Raw genomic sequence first — 19627 nt, 5'->3', positions numbered from 1 at the left:
ATAATGCGCGACATTATGGGCGGTCTCACACCGCCTGCAACCTCTGTAGGACTTGCTTAATGCTCAAGGCGCTGCGTTTTTCCGGCTGGCCGCTGTTGGCCGGCGTGCTTATCGCTCTATTGATTATGCAGCGTTACCCGGAGTGGGTCGGGCTACCGAGCCTGGACGTCAATCTGCAGCAAGCCCCGCAAACCCTCGGTCTGCAGCAGGGCCCGGTGTCCTATGCCGACGCGGTGACCACGGCCGCGCCGTCGGTGGTCAACCTGTACACCACCAAAGTGGTCAACAAGCCCAGCCATCCGCTGTTCGAAGATCCGCAGTTCCGCCGCTTCTTCGGCGACAACTCGCCCAAGCAGAAGCGCATGGAGTCGAGCCTCGGTTCGGGCGTGATCATGAGCCCGGAAGGTTACCTGCTGACCAACAACCACGTGACCAGCGGTGCCGACCAGATCGTGGTGGCGCTCAAGGATGGCCGTGAAACCCTGGCCCGAGTCATCGGCAGCGACCCGGAAACCGACCTCGCGGTATTGAAGATTGACCTGAAAAGCCTTCCGTCGATCACCGTCGGCCGTTCCGACAATATCCGCATCGGCGACGTGGCCCTGGCCATCGGCAACCCGTTCGGCGTCGGCCAGACCGTGACCATGGGCATCATCAGCGCCACCGGGCGCAATCAGCTGGGCTTGAACAACTACGAAGACTTCATCCAGACCGACGCCGCGATCAACCCCGGCAACTCCGGTGGCGCACTGGTGGACGCCAACGGCAACCTGACCGGCATCAACACGGCGATCTTCTCCAAGTCCGGCGGTTCTCAGGGCATCGGCTTCGCGATCCCGGTCAAACTGGCGATGGAAGTGATGAAGTCGATCATCGAACACGGCCAGGTGATTCGCGGCTGGCTCGGCATCGAAGTGCAACCGTTGAGTCAGGAACTGGCGGAATCGTTTGGTCTGTCCGGACGTCCGGGGATTGTGGTCGCGGGGATTTTCCGTGACGGCCCGGCGCAGAAGGCCGGCCTGCAACTGGGCGACGTAATCCTCAGCATCGACGGCGAACCGGCCGGCGACGGTCGCCGTTCGATGAACCAGGTGGCGCGAATCAAGCCGACAGAAAAGGTCACCATTCAGGTGATGCGCAACGGTAAAGAGCTCAAGCTCACGGCAGAAATCGGTCTGCGTCCGCCACCCGCGCCGATGCCTGTCAAGGAAAAAGAAGAGTAGCTGCCGAAGGTTCGGGCCGCGTTCGGACGATATTGACGCCCTCGGCCGCTCCACAATGCCGTAACAGCAGACATTCTCATTAGGCATGTTATATTGTTTCAATATCACTATTGGAACAACATGACATGTCGTCTCGAACAATGGCTTCCCTCGCAGGCCTGGCCCTCGGTTTGTTGGGGGATCCGGTCTTCGCCGAAGAATCGCAAACCGTTGAGCTGGACGCCATCAGCGTCACCTCCGAGTACGAATCCCCCACCGGCCCGGTCAAGGGTTACCGAGCCACGCGCTCTGTCAGCGCAACCAAGACCGACACCGCCCTGCGCGATATCCCGCAATCGATCAGTGTGATTCCTGTCAGCGTGCTCAAGGACCTGGGTAGCACCAGCGTCGAGCGCGCGCTGGATTTTGCCGGTGGCGTATCGAAGCAGAACAACTTCGGCGGCTTGACGCTCTACGAATACAGCGTGCGCGGCTTCACCACGTCGGAGTTCTACAAGGATGGCTTCAGCGCCAACCGCGGCTATCCGAGCACGCCGGACGTGGCCAACATCGAGCGCATCGAAGTGCTCAAAGGCCCGGCCGCCAGTCTCTATGGTCGTGGCGATCCGGGCGGTACGGTGAACATCGTCACCAAGAAACCCCAGCCCGAAGCCTTCACCACACTGCAAACCAGCGCCGGCAGTTGGGATCGCTATCGCACCGCCGTGGACGTCAACACACCGCTGGATGATGACGGCAACGTTCTGTCCCGGGTGAACCTGGCGGTCGAGGGCAACCACAGCTTCCGCGATCACGTCGACAGCCAGCGTGTGTTCGTTGCGCCTTCGTTCAGTTGGCAACTTAATCCGGACACCAGCCTGTTGGTGGAGAGCGAATTCGTTCGCCACAGCTCGACATTCGATCGCGGCATCGTCGCGCCGAACAATAAATGGAGCGGCGTCTCCCGTTCGACCTTCCTTGGCGAACCCAACGACGGCAACATCGACAACCACAACAATCTGCTGCAAGCCGCCCTCGAACATCAGCTCAACGACCGCTGGAAACTGCGCCTCGCCAGCCATTACAAGGAAGGCAAACTCTGGGGCTTCGCCTCCGAAAATCGTCCATTGAACGCCGACGGCCACACCGTCAACCGTCGCTACCGCGAGCGCGATTCCAACTGGCACGACAGCATCACTCAACTCGAACTGCGCGGTTTGTTCGACATCGGCAGTTGGCAACACGAACTGCTGATCGGCAGCGAATACGAGAATTTCCGCAAGAACGAACGGGTCACGACCATTGCCGGGGGCCCGTACGCCATCGATATCTATCGACCGATATACGGCCAGCCGAAACCCAATGGCACACGCTCCGGGACCGACTTCTTCGAGCACGTCGAAAGCCAGGCGCTGAACCTTCAGGACCAGATCGTCTTCACCGACAAACTGCGCGGCATGATCGGTGCGCGCTTCGAACACTTCGAACAAAGCATCGACGATCACAGCCGCAACGCGACCAGCCGCCAGCGCCACGATGCCCTGACCCAGCGAGCCGGCCTGCTCTACCAACTGACGCCTGAAGTGGGGCTGTTTGCCAACGCCTCCACCTCGTTCAAACCGAACAACGGCCTGGACGCCGCTGGCAAATCCTTCGACCCGGAAGAAGGCGTCGGTTATGAAGTCGGGATCAAGAGCGAGCTGTTCGACGAACGCTTGAGCACCACCCTCGCCGCCTTCCATATCGAAAAGGAAAACGTCCTGGCGCTCGATCCGAGCACCGATTCCAGCCGCGCCATGGGCAAGGCCCGCAGCCAGGGTGTCGACCTGCAAGTCACTGGGCAAGTGACCGACGCCGTGCGAGTGATCGGTGCTTTCGCTTACATCGACGCCGAAGTCACCCAGGGCGACAAGGTCATCCCCACCGGCAGCCGAATTCTCGGTGTAGCCAAACGTAGCGGCAGTTTGCTGGGTGTTTATGAATTTCAGGATGGCCATTTGCGCGGTTCGGATCTCGGCGCCGCGTTCACCTATGTCGGCAATCGTTCGGGTGAAGCCGGAAGCGATTTCGAACTGCCGGCCTACCACACCGTCGACCTGCTGGCCCATTACAAGGCCAGCGACAACGTCACTGTCGGCCTGAACCTGAACAACCTTTTCGACGAGAAATATTACGAGCGCTCCTACAGCAACTACTGGGTCAACCCCGGCGAGCCGCGCAATTTCACCGTCAGCCTGACACTCAACCTGTAAAAGGACGTCTCCATGCAACACCTCAAATCCTTGGCGCTACTCGGTCTGCTAGTTACCAGCCAAGTCTCCGCCCACGGTCTCTGGACCGAACAACGTCGCGGTAACATCGAAGTCATCTACGGCCATGGCGCCGAAGACAACGCCTTCAAGGCGCAGAAGATCAGTGGCGCCTGGGCCTATGACGTAGCCGGAGAAATGATCCCGGTGAACGTGCAACGGCTGGCCGACCACGCCCGCCTGCAGCCGTTGAAACCACCAGCAGTGATGGCCGTGGCGCTGAACAATGGCATGTGGTCGCAGACGGCGGACAAGAAATGGATCAATGAAGGACGCAGCAAAGTACCGGGGGCCATTGAGTCGACCCAGACCTTCAAGTACAGCCTGGCGATATACCAGCAAGGAGCGAAACTGCCGAAGCTCGATCAGATGAAATTGCTGATTCTGCCGGAGGTTGATCCGCTGACTGTTGGGCCGGGTAAATCGCTGCCGGTTCGGGTGCTATTGGACGGTAAGCCGGCGGCGGGCGTGAAGCTGGTGGGCGACTATCGCAGCGCGCCGAATACCTTGAGCACCGAAACCGACGCAGAGGGTCGGGCGCAAGTATTGGTGCGTAATGAAGGGTTGAATGTGATTGCGGCGCAGATGGAGATTCCGCTGAAGGACAACCCGGATGTGGCGACACGCGGGCTGTTCACGTCACTGACCTTCCTTGGCGAACCACATCACGAGTAACCAGTCACCACACAAAACCTGTGGGAGCGAGCCTGCTTGCGATGGGGCCATAACATTCAGCATTGATGTTGAATGCCGAACCGCTATCGCGAGCAGGCTCGCTCCCACAGGATCGAGGATGGATTAGAGATCGCCGAGGCCGTCGATCAGTGCCTGATTCTGCTCCGGCGCACCGATGGAAATCCGAAGGAACTGGGCAATCCGCTCTTGCTTGAAGTGCCGAACGATCACGCCCTGCTCACGCAGCTTCGCCGCCAGCCCCGCCGCATCATGTTGCGGATGCCGTGCGAAGATGAAGTTCGCCGCCGACGGCAGCACTTCAAAACCCTTGGCCTGCAACTGCGCGATCACCCATTCACGGCTTTCGATCACCAAACGGCAAGTCTTGTCGAAATACTCACGATCCTCGAACGCCGCCGCAGCCCCGACAATCGCCAGACGATCCAGCGGATAGGAGTTGAAGCTGTTCTTGATCCGCTCCAGCGCCTCGATGAGGTCCGGATGCCCGACCGCCAGGCCAACCCGCAGGCCCGCCAGTGAACGGGACTTGGACAGGGTCTGAGTCACCAACAGGTTGGGATAACGGTCCACCAGCGTGATCGCCGTTTCACCGCCGAAATCGATGTAAGCCTCATCTACCACGACCACCGAATCCGGGCTGGCCTTGAGGATCTGCTCGACCGCGTCCAGCGCCAACAGGCAACCGGTCGGCGCGTTCGGGTTAGGGAAAATGATCCCGCCGTTCGGCTTGGCGTAGTCCGCCGGATTGATCTGGAATTGCTCATCCAGCGGCACCGCGTCGAATGCGATGCCGTACAACCCGCAGTAAACCGGGTAGAAGCTGTAGCTGATGTCCGGGAACAGCAGCGGTTGCTCGTGTTGCAGCAGACCGTGGAAGATGTGCGCGAGCACTTCATCCGAACCGTTGCCGAGGAACACCTGATTCGTCTGCACGCCGTAGTACTTGGCAACAGCCTGCTTGAGCAGGTCGCTGTTCGGGTCCGGGTACAGACGCAGGTTATCGTTCAGTTCGGTCTGCATCGCGGCCAACGCTTTGGGCGATGGACCGTACGGGTTTTCGTTGGTGTTGAGCTTCACCAGTTTCGCCAGCTTCGGCTGCTCGCCCGGCACGTAAGGCACCAGGTTCTTGACGAAGGGACTCCAGAATTTACTCATGCTCAGTTGCCCTGCCCTTGAAAAAAGTCTTCGTCAACGATGCGGTATTCGGCGCTCCGCGCGTGAGCGGTCAGCGACTCGCCCCGGGCCAGCACGGAAGCGGTTTTGCCCAGTTCGGAGGCACCCTGCTCGGAGCAGAAGATGATCGACGAGCGTTTCTGGAAGTCGTAAACACCCAGCGGCGAAGAGAAGCGCGCAGTGCCGGACGTCGGCAACACGTGGTTCGGGCCTGCACAGTAATCGCCCAGCGCTTCGGAAGTGTGGCGGCCCATGAAGATCGCGCCGGCGTGACGGATCTGCGGCAACCAGGCCTGCGGATCGGCGACCGACAACTCCAGGTGCTCCGGCGCAATGCGATTGGCCACTTCGATGGCTTGCTCCATGTCACGAACCTTGATCAGCGCACCGCGACCATTGATCGAGGTCTCGATGATTTCGGCACGTTCCATGGTCGGCAGCAGCTTGGCAATGCTCGCAGCGACCTTGTCGAGAAACTCGGCGTCCGGGCTGACTAAAATCGCTTGGGCATCTTCGTCGTGCTCGGCCTGGGAGAACAGGTCCATGGCAATCCAGTCCGGATCGGTCTGACCGTCACACACCACGAGGATCTCCGACGGCCCGGCGATCATGTCGATGCCGACCTGACCGAACACGTGGCGCTTGGCGGTGGCCACATAGATATTGCCCGGGCCAACTACCTTGTCGACCTTCGGCACGCTTTCGGTGCCGTAAGCCAGCGCCGCAACTGCCTGGGCGCCGCCGATGGTGAACACCCGGTCAACCCCGGCAATGCAGGCCGCCGCCAGCACCAGTTCGTTGATTTCGCCGCGCGGGGTTGGCACGACCATGACCACTTCAGTCACGCCTGCAACCTTGGCTGGAATTGCGTTCATCAGCACCGAGGACGGGTACGACGCCTTGCCGCCCGGCACGTACAGACCGGCGCGATCCAGCGGCGTGACCTTCTGGCCCAGCACCGTGCCGTCGGCTTCGGTGTAGCTCCAGGAATCCTGTTTCTGTTTTTCGTGGTAGCTGCGCACGCGGGACGCGGCTTTTTCCAGGGCTTCGCGCTGAGGCACGGTGATGCGGGTCAATGCCAGTTCCAGTCGTTCGCGCGGCAGGATCAGGTCTGCCATGGAGGCGACTTGCAGGCCGTCGAACTTCTGGGTGAACTCCACCAGCGCCGCGTCGCCACGCTCGCGCACAGCCTTGATGATGTCCAGCACCCGCTGATTGACCGAGTCGTCAGACACACTTTCCCAGCTCAGCAGATGATCCAGATGATGTGCGAAATCCGGGTCAGCAGCGTTGAGTCGGCGAATTGCAGTCGGTGCGGTCATAGCGAGAGCCTCATAGGAATGGCGAAAACTCAGGTACCCGAAGCTACCATCGATCCGCTTGGGCACCTGAGAATTCTGGCTATGAGGCGGATAGACGGGCGCGACTTAACGTCGCGCAGGTGAATCAGCCGCGGTGTCGAGACTCCACTGCCTTGCGCAGGGTGTCGATCAACGCCTGGATACGGGCGTGTTGCATTTTCATTGAAGCTTTGTTCACGATCAGCCGGGAGCTGATGTCGGCAATGAAATCCTGGGGTTCCAGGCCATTGGCACGCAGGGTGTTACCGGTGTCGACCACGTCGATGATCTTGTCTGCCAGACCGATCAGCGGCGCCAGCTCCATCGAGCCGTAGAGCTTGATGATGTCGACCTGACGGCCCTGCTCGGCGTAGTAACGCTTGGCAACGTTGACGAATTTGGTCGCCACCCGCAGACGCCCCTTGGGCTCGACATCGCCGACACGGCCGGCGGTCATCAGCTTGCAGAGGGCAATTCGCAGATCCAGAGGCTCGTACAGACCCTGGCCGCCATATTCCATCAGCACATCTTTACCGGCGACGCCGAGGTCCGCGGCACCATGCTCGACGTAGGTCGGCACATCGGTGGCGCGCACGATCAGCAAGCGCACGTCGGCCTGGGTCGTGGGGATGATCAGCTTGCGGCTCTTGTCCGGATTCTCGGTCGGCACGATGCCCGCTTCAGCCAGAAGCGGCAGGGTGTCGTCAAGGATGCGGCCCTTGGACAGTGCGATAGTCAACATGGGAAACGTCAGTCCTTATCAAGGTACTCATGTCCGGTCGCAATCGGCGCCGGACACACATCGAGGGCGTCTATCTAATGAAAAGACTACCCTCGACTCGAAACGAATTCAGCGGGCACGTCCCTGTGCCCAAAGCAGCTACTAGCCCGGAACGCGGCGGATCTTGGCGCCCAGCATCTGCAGTTTTTCTTCGATGCACTCGTAACCACGGTCGATGTGGTAGATGCGGTCGATCAGGGTATCGCCTTCGGCGATCAGCGCCGAGATTACCAGGCTGGCGGAAGCACGCAGGTCGGTGGCCATTACTGGCGCGCCCTTGAGCTTTTCGATGCCGGTGACGATGGCGGTGTTGCCTTCGACCTGGATGTGAGCGCCCATGCGGTGCAGTTCGTAAACGTGCATGAAGCGGTTTTCGAAGATCGTCTCGATCACCGCACCAGTGCCTTCGGCAATGGCGTTGAGGGAGATGAACTGCGCCTGCATGTCGGTCGGGAACGCCGGGTATGGAGCGGTCCGCACGTTCACGGCTTTTGGCCGCTTGCCGTGCATGTTCAGCTCGATCCAGTCTTCGCCGCAGGTGATTTCAGCACCCGATTCGCGGAGTTTTTCCAGAACGGCTTCGAGGATGGTCGGATCGGTGTCCTTGACCTTCACACGACCGCCGGTCACCGCTGCCGCCACCAGGTAGGTGCCGGTCTCGATACGGTCAGGCATCACCTTGTAAGTGGTCGGGTGCAGACGCTCGACGCCATCGATGGTGATGGTATCGGTGCCGGCGCCAGTGATCTTGGCGCCCATGGCGTTCAGGAAATTCGCCAGGTCGATGACCTCAGGCTCGCGAGCGGCGTTCGCCAGCACGCTGCGGCCCTTGGCCAGAGCGGCCGCCATCATGATGTTCTCGGTACCGGTCACGCTGACGGTGTCGAAGAAGAAGTGCGCACCGCGCAGGCCGCCCTCAGGGGCCTTGGCCTTGATGTAGCCGCCTTCGACGTCGATGACTGCGCCCATGGCTTCGAGGCCACGGATGTGCAGGTCGACCGGACGCGAACCGATGGCGCAACCGCCAGGCAGTGCGACTTCGGCTTCACCGAAACGGGCAACCATCGGGCCCAGCACCAGGATCGAGGCACGCATGGTTTTCACCAATTCGTACGGCGCGATCAGGGTCTTGATGGTGCGCGGGTCGATTTCGACGCTGAGCTTCTCGTCGATCACCGGCTCGATGCCCATGCGACCGAAGAGCTCGATCATGGTGGTGATGTCGTGCAGGTGCGGCAGGTTGGCAACGGTAACCGGGCCATCGCACAACAGGGTTGCAGCCAGGATCGGCAGGGCAGAGTTCTTTGCCCCGGAGATGCGGATTTCGCCATCAAGACGAACGCCACCGGTAATAATCAATTTATCCATAAGAATCTCGACGCCCTTGGGCTCAGGTGCGCTCGGCCCAGGCCGCGCTGCTGAAAAATTTCATAGTGACCGCATGGATGCTGCCATCGGTGATCCATGGGTTCAAATGGGCATAAATCTGCTGCTGACGCTTCACCGGGCTCAACGCCGCCAGTTCATCGCTAATCACGTTCAGCTGAAAGTTGCAGCCTTCGCCCTCAACTTCTACCTGCACTTGTAAAAGAGTCTCGGACAGCTTTCCTTCAAGAAAGCTCTTCACTTCGGTGGCCTGCATGCTCAACCTCAATCGGCGCCCTGTGCGCGCGGGTCGGACATCATACAAAAAAGCCCCGCGCCTGCGAACCCCGGGAAGCAGGACTCTGACGGGGGGCTTCTTTATAGATGCGGTTCAGGGATGCGCCAACAGCTCGGTCAATTCGCTGACCTGAGCGATTTCACGCATGTCTTCGGGTATCGCACGAATGCTCAGGGCCTTGCCGGCCGCCTGAGCATCGCGCATGAAGCACAGCAGCAGCGACAAGCCGACGCTGCTGGATTTTTCCACCGCGGAGCAATCAACCACCAGCGCAGCCGCGTTACTGGACTTGATCAGCGCCTGCCCCTGCTTGCGCAGGTTCGGGCCTGTCCGGTAATCCAGCACGCCGCTGAGCAGCAGCTCGCCGGCTTCGCTCATGCGAATGGCCGACTCACTCATTGGGTTTGGGTCTCGGTGGATTTTTCGGTGGCTTCCTTGGCTTTGGCGACTTCCCCGGCCCAACCGTTGATGGTTTTGTCCAGATCGTTGCCATTGCGTTGCATCGCATCAGCGAACTGATCGCGGAACAGCTTGCCAATGTTGATGCCGTTGATGATCACGTTGCGCAGCTTCCACTCGCCATTGATCTTTTCAAGTGTGTAAGACACAGGATAGATCGCGCCGCTGCTGCTTTTGACCCTCATGCCAACGCTGGTACGGTCTCCCGATTCATCCTTGGCAGGGTCAACGGTGATGCTTTCGTTGTCGTACTCCAGCAGGGCATTGCCATAGAACTGGAACAGGCCCCTTTTGAAGTTTTCGACAAACTTCTGCATCTGCTCGGGCGTAGCCTTGCGTGAATACTTGACCGTCATGATGCTTTTGGAAATACCTTCGGCATCCACCACAGGTCCGACGATGGTATTCAGCGCCGTGTAAAAGTCCTGCGGGTCCTGCTTGTACTTTTCCTTGTGGGCGGAAAGATCCGCCAACAACCGATTGGTGGTGTCCTGTACCAGTTCGTGCGCCGAAGGCGACGCCACAGCGTTAGCCATCAACGGCAAAGCCGCGAGTATCACCAACAGGCCACGTCGCAAGATAGAGATCATTCAAAAGCTCCTCATTTGGCGTCTTTGCTAACGGTATTGAGCAGGAATTTACCGATCAGGTCCTCGAGCACCAGCGACGACTGCGTGTCGTGGATGGTTCCCCCTTCCTTGAGCAGGGTTTCTTCCCCGCCCACGCTGATACCGATGTATTTCTCACCCAACAGGCCAGCGGTCAGGATAGATGCAGTGGAGTCAGTCGGCAGGTTATCTACGCGTTTTTCCAGTTGCATGGTCACCCGACCGGTGAAGCTGTCGCGATCCAGATCGATTGCGGTGACCTTGCCGATGGTGACACCGGCCATGGTCACTTTAGCTCTGACCGTCAAACCAGCGATATTGTCGAAATATGCATAAAGTTTATATGTATCGGTGCTCGCCGTCGGAGCCAGGCCACTGACCCGCAGGGCCAACAGCAGCAAAGCCAGGATGCCAGCCAGCAAGAAAAGGCCGACACCGATTTCCAGGGTGCGGTTTTGCATCAGAAATCTCCAAACATCAAGGCGGTCAAAATAAAGTCCAGGCCGAGTACAGCCAAAGAGGCATACACCACGGTCTTGGTAGTGGCACGACTGATCCCCTCGGAAGTGGGCTCGCAGTCATAGCCTTGGAATACGGCGATCCAGGTCACGACGAAGGCAAAAACGATGCTTTTGATAACGCCGTTGAGCACGTCGTCGACAAACGTCACGCTGTTTTGCATGTTCGACCAGTAGGAGCCTTCATAGACACCCAGCCAGTCGACGGCCACCCACGAACCGCCCCAGATACCCACCACGCTGAAAATCATCGTCAGCACCGGCAAGGAAATGAAGCCGGCCCACAGGCGCGGGGCAATGATGTACTTGAGCGGGTCGACCCCGATCATTTCCAGGCTGGACAATTGCTCGGTGGACTTCATGTTGCCGATTTCGGCGGTCAGCGCCGAACCTGCGCGCCCGGCGAACAGCAAGGCCGTGACCACCGGCCCCAGTTCACGCAGCAGCGTTAACGCAACCATCTGCCCGACGGCCTGTTCCGAACCGTAGCTGGACAGAATGTTGAAGCCCTGCAAGGCCAGCACCATGCCGATGAACACCCCGGAGACCACGATGATCACCAGGGACATCACGCCCACCGAATGCAGTTGCTTGACCAGCAAGCCGAAACCGCCGCCGATGCCGCCACGACCGAGCAAGGCATGAAACAGGAACAACGCTGAACGCCCGAACACCGCCATCACATCGATGCCGCCATAACCGAAACGGCGCACCCGTTCTATCAATGAAATCTTGCGCATCAACGCTTCCCCAGAAGATCTGCGCGGTAATCCGGCGCTGGAAAGTGGTACGCGACCGGGCCGTCGGGTTCGCCAGTCAGGAATTGACGAATACGTGGCTCATCCGACTTCATCAAATCCTTGGGTGCGCCCTGGCCCAACACTTGCCCGTCACCCACCACAATAAGGTGGTCAGCGATGCTCGCGGTCTCGGCCAGATCGTGGGAAACCACAATGCTGGTGATGTTCAGTGCATCGTTGAGCAGGCGGATCAGGCGCACCAGCACGCCCATGGCGATCGGGTCCTGGCCGACGAAAGGCTCGTCGTACATAAGGATTCGCGGATCGAGAGCAATTGCCCGTGCCAGCGCGACGCGACGCTTCATACCGCCGGACAATTCGTCGGGCATCAGGTCGATGGCGCCACGCAAGCCCACTGCCTGCAACTTGAGCAGGACAATGTCGCGGATCATTTCTTCCGGCAGCGCGGTATGAACACGCAGCGGAAAGGCGACGTTCTCGAACACATCAAGGTCGGTAAACAGCGCGCCGCTCTGAAACAGCACCCCCATGTGCTTGCGCGCATCGAACAGATCGTTGCGCGACAACGTTGGCAGGTTCTGGCCATTGACCCAGACTTCACCACTGGTGGGGCGCAATTGTGCGCCTATCAGCCGCAACAGCGTGGTCTTGCCACACCCGGAAGGCCCCATGATGCCGGTGACCTTGCCGCGCGGTATGCGGATATCGACGTTATTGAAAATGCTGCGCGTGCCGCGCTTGAAGGTCAGTCCCTTCAGCTCGACCGCGTAGGCGTTATCGGCGCTCATCTAAACTCCTTGCGATGCAGCCTCTCACTCGGACGCCTGGCTTTCTGGCGAAAGCACATACCTCCCCGGGCAGGCCGAACTGGCGGCGAACTATATCACTGCAAAGCTCAAGCGCCCAAGGCCCAAGCCGGGCATGTTCAGCAACATGACCGCCTGAAATCATCTATTTAGAGAGATTCGGTAACAAGGAATGACAAACCGCGACGAACTTGCGTGAGGGTTTTGATCATTACCGCTATAATCGCCGCCTTTTCATCAGGCTATTCGATCTCTGACATGAACCAATCCAGCGACCTGATTCAATCAGCACAACGTACCATCCGCCTCGAACTGGAAGCCGTACAAGGCTTGCTGCCCCATATCGATGCGGATTTCGTACGTGCTTGCGAGATGATTCTGGCCAGCAAAGGCCGCGTGGTCGTGGTCGGCATGGGCAAATCGGGGCACATCGGCAACAAGATCGCCGCCACCCTGGCCAGCACCGGCACCACGGCCTTCTTCGTGCACCCGGCCGAGGCCAGCCATGGCGACATGGGCATGATCACCCGTGATGACATCATCCTGGCCCTGTCGAACTCCGGGTCGACCAACGAGATCGTCACCTTGCTGCCGCTGATCAAGCGCCAGGGCATTCAAATGATCAGCCTGACCGGCAACCCCGAGTCCCCGCTCGCCAAGGCAGCGGAAGTCAACCTCAATGTAAGCGTCGAACACGAAGCCTGTCCGCTGAATCTGGCACCTACTTCGTCGACCACCGCAGCACTGGTCATGGGCGACGCTCTCGCCGTTGCCTTGCTTGAAGCTCGCGGCTTTACCGCTGAAGATTTCGCTTTTTCCCACCCGGGTGGCGCCCTTGGCCGCCGTTTGTTGCTGAAAGTGGAAAATGTCATGCATACCGGCACCGAATTACCGCAAGTCATGTGCGGTACGCTGCTCAAGGATGCCTTGATGGAAATGACCCGCAAGGGGTTGGGCATGACCGTTGTCCTGAGCGCAGATGGAAAGCTCGCCGGGATCTTCACCGACGGCGACCTGCGCCGCACCCTGGACCGCACCATTGATATCCACAGCACGACCATTGATGAAGTGATGACCGCCCACGGCAAGACCGCCCGCGCCGAGATGCTCGCCGCCGAGGCGCTGAAAATCATGGAAGACCACAAGATCAGCTCGCTGGTAGTGGTCGACAACGAAGACCGCCCGGTCGGCGCCTTGAACATGCACGACTTGTTGCGCGCAGGAGTAATGTAATGAGCACGGACCTGCTGCAACGCGGCAAACAGATCAAACTGGCGGTATTCGACGTCGACGGCGTGCTGACCGACGGGCGCCTGTACTTCCTCGAAGACGGTAGCGAGTTCAAGACGTTCAACACCCTCGATGGCCAGGGCATCAAAATGCTGATGGCCGCCGGCGTGCAGACCGCGATCATCAGCGGCCGCAAAACGCCAGTGGTCGAGCGGCGCGCGAAGAACCTCGGCATTCCACATCTGTATCAGGGTCGCGAAGACAAACTGGTGGTGCTCGACGAACTTCTTGGCCAGCTCAACCTAACCTATGAACAAGTGGCCTACCTCGGCGACGACCTGCCAGACCTGCCGGTGATTCGCCGCGTCGGCCTTGGCATGGCGGTGGCCAGCGCTGCCAGTTTCGTGCGCGAACACGCCCATGGCATCACCCAGGCCCGCGGTGGCGAGGGTGCCGCTCGCGAATTCTGCGAATTGATCCTGCGCGCCCAGGGCCGCCTTGATGCGGCCAATGCCGCGTACCTGTGAGCCCATCATGCTGAGCAAAAAAATTCGCAACATCCTGGTGTTCGGTTGCATCGCAGCGATTTTTGCGGCAGTCGGCTACTGGAACATCAGCCCGGAACGCTTCCTCGACAAACCGGTGGTGAAGGTCGATGAAAGCGCGATCGACTATTACGCCATCAACGCCCACAGCGTGCAGTACCTGCCCGACGGCAAACTGCAATACGAGATGACGTCAGACAAGGTCGAACACGTGAAAGTGAGCGAGGTGACGTTGCTGACCAATCCTGACCTGAACATGTTCCGTGGCACCGAATTCCCCTGGCACGTCCAGAGCGAGCGCGGCGAAGTCAACCCGGACGGCACTCAGGTCGAGCTGATTGATTCGGTACGTATCACACGTTTCGACGAAAAAAACCGCAAAACCCTGATTACCACCACCCGTATGACAGTGTTCCCGCAGCAGCAATATGCGCAGACCGATCAACCCGTTAGAATCGACGGCGCTGGCGGTGTATCAACAGGCAACGGAATGAAAGCGTACTTGAAAGAAAGCAGGATACACCTGCTATCGAACGTAAGAGGACAGTATGAGGCTCGTTAAAACTCTCCCTATTTTGCTCAGTCTGGGCGCAGCACTGGGAAGCGTGAGCGCCTGGGCTCTGCCGAACGATCAAGAGCAGCCTATCCGCATTCAGGCCGACGATGCCCAACTGGACGACAAGAATGGCGTTGCTACCTATAAAGGCGACGTGATCATCACCCAGGGCTCGATGAAGGTTACCGGCAACACCGTGACCATCACCCGCACCCCGGCGGGCGACATCGACGTGGTGACTTCGGTGGGCAACCTAGCCTACTTCGAGCAACTGCAAACGGCGGGCGACACCAAGCCGGTTCAGGGCTACGGCGTAACTATCCAGTACCACGCCTCGCAAAACCGCGTCGTGCTGATCGATCGCGCCAAAGTCATCGATAAGGACAACAACGTCACCCAAGGCGAGAAAATCGTCTACGACACGGTCAAAAAGCTTGCGAGCGCCGGTCGCGCCACGGGTAACAAGGTCACCGAGGCACGCCCTCGCATCGACATGGTGATCCAGCCGAAGAAGAAATCCGACGAGCAAAAGGCCCAGTAATGGCAACTCTGAAAGCTCAGCATCTGGCCAAGAGCTACAAGAGCCGTCAGGTCGTGCGCGACGTCAGCCTGTCCATCGACAGCGGTCAGATCGTCGGCCTGCTTGGCCCTAACGGCGCCGGCAAAACCACCTGCTTCTACATGATTGTCGGCCTGGTACAGGCCGATCAGGGCCGCGTACTGATCGACGACCTGGACGTCAGCCACCAGCCAATGCACGGTCGTGCGAAGGCGGGTATCGGCTATCTTCCGCAAGAAGCGTCGATCTTCCGCAAACTGTCTGTGGCCGACAACATTATGGCCATCCTCGAGACCCGCAAGGAGCTCGACAAGGCCGGTCGTCGCCAGGAGCTGGAAAGCCTGCTGCAGGAATTTCACATCCACCACATCCGCGACAATCTCGGCATGAGCCTGTCCGGTGGTGAACGCCGCCGCGTGGAAATCGCCCGGGCACTGGCTACCAATCCGAAATTCATCCTCCTCGACGAACCTTTCGCCGGTGTAGACCCGATTTCGGTGGGCGACATCAAGCAGATCATCCATCACCTCAAGGCCAAAGGCATTGGCGTGCTGATCACGGACCATAACGTTCGTGAGACCCTGGATATCTGCGAAACCGCCTACATCGTCAACGATGGCCAACTGATCGCTGAAGGTGACTCCGCCACCATCCTGGCCAATGAACTGGTCAAGGAAGTGTATCTGGGCCACGAGTTCCGCCTGTAAGCACCCGAGGTGCCCGGGTCGCCGAGAGAGCGCTCGCTTCAATAAAAAATCAATAACTTTTTATTGTTACAGCGCTCTAGGCAAACACTTCAGTTTCAGGCATATAATTTGCTTATGTTTGGCGCTTCGGCGCCCTGTAGTGGATGGCGCATGTGCGCCGGCGAATAAGGTGTTAAGCCCCTGCCATGAAACCATCGCTAGTCTTGAGAATGGGCCAGCAGCTGACGATGACACCGCAGCTGCAACAGGCCATCCGCCTGCTCCAATTGTCGACCCTGGACCTGCAACAGGAAATCCAGGAGGCCCTGGAGTCCAATCCGATGCTCGAACGCCAGGAAGAAGGCGACGACTTCGATAACGCCGACCCCTTGGCCGATAGCGCCGAACAGAAACCCAACGCCGATGTCCAGGAACCCTCCTACCAGGAAACCGCTCCGACGGTGGATAACCTCGAGGAAGGCGACTGGAACGAGCGAATTCCCAACGAATTGCCCGTCGATACTGCGTGGGAGGACGTCTACCAGACCAGCGCCAGCAGCCTGCCGAGCAACGATGACGACGAGTGGGATTTCACCACCCGTACGTCGGTCGGTGAAAGCCTGCAAAGTCATTTGCTCTGGCAGCTGAACCTGGCACCGATGTCCGACACCGATCGTCTGATCGCCGTAACCCTGATCGATTGCATCAACAATCAGGGCTACCTGGACGAAACCCTCGAGGAAATCCTCGAAGCGTTCGACCCGGAACTGGACATCGAACTGGACGAAATCGAAGCCGTCCTGCACCGCATTCAGCAATTCGAACCCGCTGGCATCGGCGCCCGCAACCTCGGGGAATGCCTGCTGCTGCAATTGCGCCAACTGTCCGCCAAGACCCCTTGGCTGGCCGAGGCCAAGCGCCTGGTCACCGATTACATCGACATGCTCGGCAGCCGCGACTACAGCCAGCTGATGCGCCGCATGAAGCTCAAGGAAGATGAGCTGCGCCAGGTTATTGAATTGGTCCAGAGCCTCAACCCACGCCCGGGCTCACAGATCGAGTCCACCGAAGCCGAATACGTCGTTCCCGACGTGATTGTGCGCAAGGACAACGAGCGCTGGCTGGTGGAGCTGAATCAGGAATCGGTGCCACGCCTGCGGGTCAATGCCCAATACGCCGGTTTTGTGCGCCGCGCCGATACCAGCGCTGACAATACCTTCATGCGTAATCAGTTGCAGGAAGCTCGCTGGTTCATCAAGAGCCTGCAAAGCCGCAATGAAACCCTGATGAAAGTCGCCACCCAGATCGTCGAGCATCAGCGCGGCTTTCTTGAATACGGTGACGAAGCCATGAAGCCGTTGGTGCTGCATGACATTGCCGAAGCGGTGGGCATGCATGAATCGACGATTTCACGGGTGACCACGCAAAAATTCATGCATACCCCACGGGGCATCTATGAACTGAAATACTTTTTTTCCAGCCACGTCAGTACCTCCGAAGGCGGTGAATGCTCGTCCACAGCGATTCGCGCGATCATCAAAAAACTGGTTGCCGCGGAAAATCAGAAAAAGCCGTTGAGTGACAGCAAGATCGCTGGTTTACTGGAGGCACAAGGCATTCAGGTGGCTCGCCGCACCGTCGCCAAGTACCGCGAATCCCTCGGGATCGCGCCTTCGAGCGAACGCAAGCGGTTGATGTAGAGCCACGCCACAGCGTTCCAGTGGTAGATCATCTGATCTACCGCTTTATGCACTGGCAACGAAGGAGAAGCTGTATGCAAGTCAACATCAGTGGACACCAACTGGAAGTGACCGAACCCCTGCGCACCTACATCGGCGAAAAACTCGACCGATTGGAGAGGCATTTCGACAAGATCACCAATGTGCAAGTCACGATGAACGTCGAAAAACTGCTGCAGAAGATCGAAGCCACGCTGCATATTCCCGGCGGAGAAGTGGTCGCCAATGCCGAGCATACGGACATGTATGCCGCCATCGACCTGCTGACCGACAAGCTGGATCGCCAACTCAAAAAGCATAAGGAAAAGACCCAGAGCCTCCTCCAGGGCGCGACCGGTCGTTAACACCCCCAATCCATGATCCGACTAGAAACCATCCTGACCCCCGGCCGTTCCCAAGTGAACGCGCCGGGTGGCAGTAAAAAGAAAGCCCTCGAGCAGATTGCCAACCTTATCCACCGCGAAGTACCGGATCTGGAAATGCAGGACGTCTTCGAGGCCCTGATTGCCCGTGAGAAACTCGGTTCTACCGGTTTCGGCAACGGCATCGCCATCCCCCATTGCCGGCTCAAAGGCTGCACCTCGCCAATCAGTGCCCTGCTGCATCTGGAAGCCCCTATCGATTTCGACGCCATCGACGGTGCCCCGGTTGACTTGCTGTTCGTTCTGCTGGTCCCGGAAGCCGCCACCGATGCGCACCTGGAGCTACTGCGCCAGATCGCCAGCATGCTCGATCGCAAGGAAGTGCGTGAAAAACTGCGCCGTGCCCCGAGCAACGAAGCCTTGTATCAGGTTGTCCTGGACGAGCAGAACGGTCACTAATCATGCGCCTGATCATCGTCAGCGGCCGCTCCGGCTCAGGTAAAAGTACCGCCCTCGATGTGCTCGAGGACAACGGCTATTACTGCATCGACAACCTGCCTGCCGGCTTGCTGCCGGAACTGGCCGAACGCGCGCTGATTCACACCGAACTGGCACAACCGCTTGTGGCCGTGTCCATCGATGCACGTAACTTGCCCAGCCACCTGTCACGGTTTCCCGAACTGCTGGAAGAAGTCCGCAGCCGGCATATCCAGTGCGATGTGCTGTACCTGGACGCCGACGAAGAAACCTTGCTCAAACGTTTTTCGGAAACTCGCCGTCGTCACCCGCTGAGCAGCGCCAATCGCTCATTGGCGGAGGCGATCCAGGACGAAACCAATCTGCTGGGGCCTATTGCCGATCTGGCCGACCTCAAGGTCAACACCACCAATCTGAACCTGTATCAGCTACGCGATACCATCAAGTTGCGCCTGCTGAATCAGCCGGAGCCTGGTACTGCGTTCCTGGTGGAATCTTTCGGGTTCAAGCGTGGCATGCCGGTGGACGCCGATCTGGTGTTCGACGTGCGCTGCCTGCCCAACCCTTACTGGAAGCCGGAGCTACGGGCACAGTCCGGGCTCGATCAACCGGTGGCCGAATACCTGGCGGCACAGCCAGACGTCGAAGAGATGTTCCAGGACATTTCCTCATATTTGCTCAAGTGGCTACCCCGCTTTGCCGCCAGCAATCGCGCCTATGTCACCATTGCCATTGGCTGCACCGGCGGGCATCACCGCTCTGTCTACCTGACCGAACGTCTGGGCCAGGTCCTGCAAAAAACCCTGAAGAACGTCCAGGTCCGCCACCGCGACCTCAGCTAAAGGATTCACATCGCGATGCCTGCTCTGGAAATCGAAATCATCAACAAGCTGGGCCTGCATGCCCGCGCGTCTGCAAAATTCGTTGGGGTGGCTGGGCAGTATCCGGATTGCTCGATCAGAGTGGGCCGCACACCAGAGACCACGGTTGACGGCAAAAGCATCATGGCGATGATGATGCTGGCGGCTGGCAAGGGCACCAAAATCTATCTGAGTACTGAAGGGCATCAGGAACAGGAAGCGCTGGATGCGCTGGTGGCGTTGATCAACAACTACTTCGACGAAGGCGGATAAAAGTCAAAAGATCGCAGCCTCGTT

The 19627-nt window shown here is 59.0% G+C and carries 23 protein-coding genes; 13 read left to right on the top strand and 10 right to left on the bottom strand.

Annotation, left to right across the window (positions count from 1 at the left end; translation table 11 throughout):
- Window positions 1-59: 59 nt before the first annotated feature.
- From algW to ACYZT2_RS05665, 3 genes are all read left to right on the top strand, one after another.
- Window positions 60-1223 (top strand): Do family serine endopeptidase AlgW, encoded by a 1164-nt coding sequence (gene algW, locus ACYZT2_RS05675; RefSeq protein ID WP_461970815.1) that lies wholly within the window; start codon window positions 60-62, stop codon window positions 1221-1223.
- Window positions 1224-1348: 125 nt separating this feature from the next.
- The gene (locus ACYZT2_RS05670; protein WP_461970813.1) at window positions 1349-3454 is read left to right on the top strand and encodes a TonB-dependent siderophore receptor; all 2106 of its coding nucleotides are present in this window, start codon (window positions 1349-1351) and stop codon (window positions 3452-3454) included.
- Between the two features lie 12 nt (window positions 3455-3466).
- Window positions 3467-4186, top strand: a complete 720-nt coding sequence (locus tag ACYZT2_RS05665) for a DUF4198 domain-containing protein (RefSeq protein WP_461970811.1) — start codon at window positions 3467-3469, stop codon at window positions 4184-4186.
- A gap of 123 nt (window positions 4187-4309) precedes the next feature.
- Here ACYZT2_RS05665 and hisC read toward each other — a convergent pair whose 3' ends face one another.
- The 10 genes from hisC to ACYZT2_RS05615 all read right to left on the bottom strand — a co-directional run bounded on the left by hisC (window position 4310) and on the right by ACYZT2_RS05615 (window position 12298).
- The gene (gene hisC / locus ACYZT2_RS05660; protein WP_461970809.1) at window positions 4310-5362 is read right to left on the bottom strand and encodes a histidinol-phosphate transaminase; all 1053 of its coding nucleotides are present in this window, start codon (window positions 5360-5362) and stop codon (window positions 4310-4312) included.
- Window positions 5363-5364: 2 nt separating this feature from the next.
- Window positions 5365-6702 carry a histidinol dehydrogenase gene (gene hisD / locus ACYZT2_RS05655; RefSeq protein ID WP_461970807.1) on the bottom strand — a complete coding sequence of 446 codons (1338 nt, stop codon included), beginning with the start codon at window positions 6700-6702 and terminating at the stop codon, window positions 5365-5367.
- A gap of 124 nt (window positions 6703-6826) precedes the next feature.
- On the bottom strand, window positions 6827-7462 hold the full coding sequence (gene hisG, locus ACYZT2_RS05650; protein WP_007901570.1) for an ATP phosphoribosyltransferase: 636 nt from the start codon (window positions 7460-7462) through the stop codon (window positions 6827-6829).
- 141 nt (window positions 7463-7603) lie between these two features.
- Window positions 7604-8869, bottom strand: coding sequence for a UDP-N-acetylglucosamine 1-carboxyvinyltransferase (murA, locus tag ACYZT2_RS05645; RefSeq protein WP_007901567.1), 1266 nt, complete (start codon window positions 8867-8869; stop codon window positions 7604-7606).
- Window positions 8870-8891: 22 nt separating this feature from the next.
- Entirely contained in the window at window positions 8892-9143 is a 252-nt protein-coding gene (locus ACYZT2_RS05640; RefSeq protein ID WP_305423505.1) for a BolA family protein, read from the bottom strand.
- A 114-nt stretch (window positions 9144-9257) separates the two neighbouring features.
- On the bottom strand, window positions 9258-9563 hold the full coding sequence (locus ACYZT2_RS05635) for an STAS domain-containing protein (protein WP_461970804.1): 306 nt from the start codon (window positions 9561-9563) through the stop codon (window positions 9258-9260).
- On the bottom strand, window positions 9560-10213 hold the full coding sequence (locus ACYZT2_RS05630; RefSeq protein ID WP_461970802.1) for an MlaC/ttg2D family ABC transporter substrate-binding protein: 654 nt from the start codon (window positions 10211-10213) through the stop codon (window positions 9560-9562). Before ACYZT2_RS05630 ends, ACYZT2_RS05635 begins: the two co-directional genes overlap by 4 nt.
- Before the next feature lie 11 nt (window positions 10214-10224).
- Window positions 10225-10692 (bottom strand): outer membrane lipid asymmetry maintenance protein MlaD, encoded by a 468-nt coding sequence (gene mlaD, locus ACYZT2_RS05625; protein ID WP_008070583.1) that lies wholly within the window; start codon window positions 10690-10692, stop codon window positions 10225-10227.
- Window positions 10692-11489, bottom strand: coding sequence for a lipid asymmetry maintenance ABC transporter permease subunit MlaE (mlaE, locus tag ACYZT2_RS05620; RefSeq protein ID WP_253553228.1), 798 nt, complete (start codon window positions 11487-11489; stop codon window positions 10692-10694). The genes mlaD and mlaE overlap by 1 nt, the downstream gene beginning before the upstream one ends.
- Window positions 11489-12298, bottom strand: coding sequence for an ATP-binding cassette domain-containing protein (locus ACYZT2_RS05615; protein WP_461970799.1), 810 nt, complete (start codon window positions 12296-12298; stop codon window positions 11489-11491). Before ACYZT2_RS05615 ends, mlaE begins: the two co-directional genes overlap by 1 nt.
- A 276-nt stretch (window positions 12299-12574) precedes the next feature.
- Between ACYZT2_RS05615 and ACYZT2_RS05610 the strand changes: the two genes are divergently transcribed.
- The 10 genes from ACYZT2_RS05610 to ACYZT2_RS05565 all read left to right on the top strand — a co-directional run bounded on the left by ACYZT2_RS05610 (window position 12575) and on the right by ACYZT2_RS05565 (window position 19603).
- Entirely contained in the window at window positions 12575-13549 is a 975-nt protein-coding gene (locus tag ACYZT2_RS05610) for a KpsF/GutQ family sugar-phosphate isomerase (protein ID WP_461970797.1), read from the top strand.
- Complete coding sequence (locus ACYZT2_RS05605) at window positions 13549-14073, top strand: KdsC family phosphatase (RefSeq protein WP_461970795.1); 525 nt, start codon at window positions 13549-13551, stop codon at window positions 14071-14073. Before ACYZT2_RS05610 ends, ACYZT2_RS05605 begins: the two co-directional genes overlap by 1 nt.
- Before the next feature lie 7 nt (window positions 14074-14080).
- Entirely contained in the window at window positions 14081-14653 is a 573-nt protein-coding gene (gene lptC / locus ACYZT2_RS05600; RefSeq protein WP_461970793.1) for an LPS export ABC transporter periplasmic protein LptC, read from the top strand.
- Window positions 14640-15188, top strand: coding sequence for a lipopolysaccharide transport periplasmic protein LptA (gene lptA, locus ACYZT2_RS05595; protein WP_461970791.1), 549 nt, complete (start codon window positions 14640-14642; stop codon window positions 15186-15188). Before lptC ends, lptA begins: the two co-directional genes overlap by 14 nt.
- Entirely contained in the window at window positions 15188-15913 is a 726-nt protein-coding gene (gene lptB, locus ACYZT2_RS05590) for an LPS export ABC transporter ATP-binding protein (RefSeq protein ID WP_030128011.1), read from the top strand. Before lptA ends, lptB begins: the two co-directional genes overlap by 1 nt.
- Window positions 15914-16098: 185 nt before the next feature.
- On the top strand, window positions 16099-17592 hold the full coding sequence (locus ACYZT2_RS05585) for an RNA polymerase factor sigma-54 (protein ID WP_461970788.1): 1494 nt from the start codon (window positions 16099-16101) through the stop codon (window positions 17590-17592).
- Between the two features lie 74 nt (window positions 17593-17666).
- A complete protein-coding gene (gene hpf, locus ACYZT2_RS05580) occupies window positions 17667-17975 on the top strand; it encodes a ribosome hibernation-promoting factor, HPF/YfiA family (RefSeq protein WP_003178005.1) in 309 nt (102 codons plus the stop codon).
- 12 nt (window positions 17976-17987) lie between these two features.
- A complete protein-coding gene (gene ptsN / locus ACYZT2_RS05575) occupies window positions 17988-18452 on the top strand; it encodes a PTS IIA-like nitrogen regulatory protein PtsN (RefSeq protein WP_253553237.1) in 465 nt (154 codons plus the stop codon).
- A 2-nt stretch (window positions 18453-18454) separates the two neighbouring features.
- Window positions 18455-19312 carry an RNase adapter RapZ gene (rapZ, locus tag ACYZT2_RS05570; RefSeq protein ID WP_123498993.1) on the top strand — a complete coding sequence of 286 codons (858 nt, stop codon included), beginning with the start codon at window positions 18455-18457 and terminating at the stop codon, window positions 19310-19312.
- Window positions 19313-19327: 15 nt separating this feature from the next.
- Complete coding sequence (locus ACYZT2_RS05565) at window positions 19328-19603, top strand: HPr family phosphocarrier protein (RefSeq protein WP_108226167.1); 276 nt, start codon at window positions 19328-19330, stop codon at window positions 19601-19603.
- Window positions 19604-19627: the final 24 nt, after the last annotated feature.

Source organism: Pseudomonas sp. MDT1-85, assembly GCF_054898065.1.
This window is presented reverse-complemented; position numbering and strand designations above follow the sequence as displayed.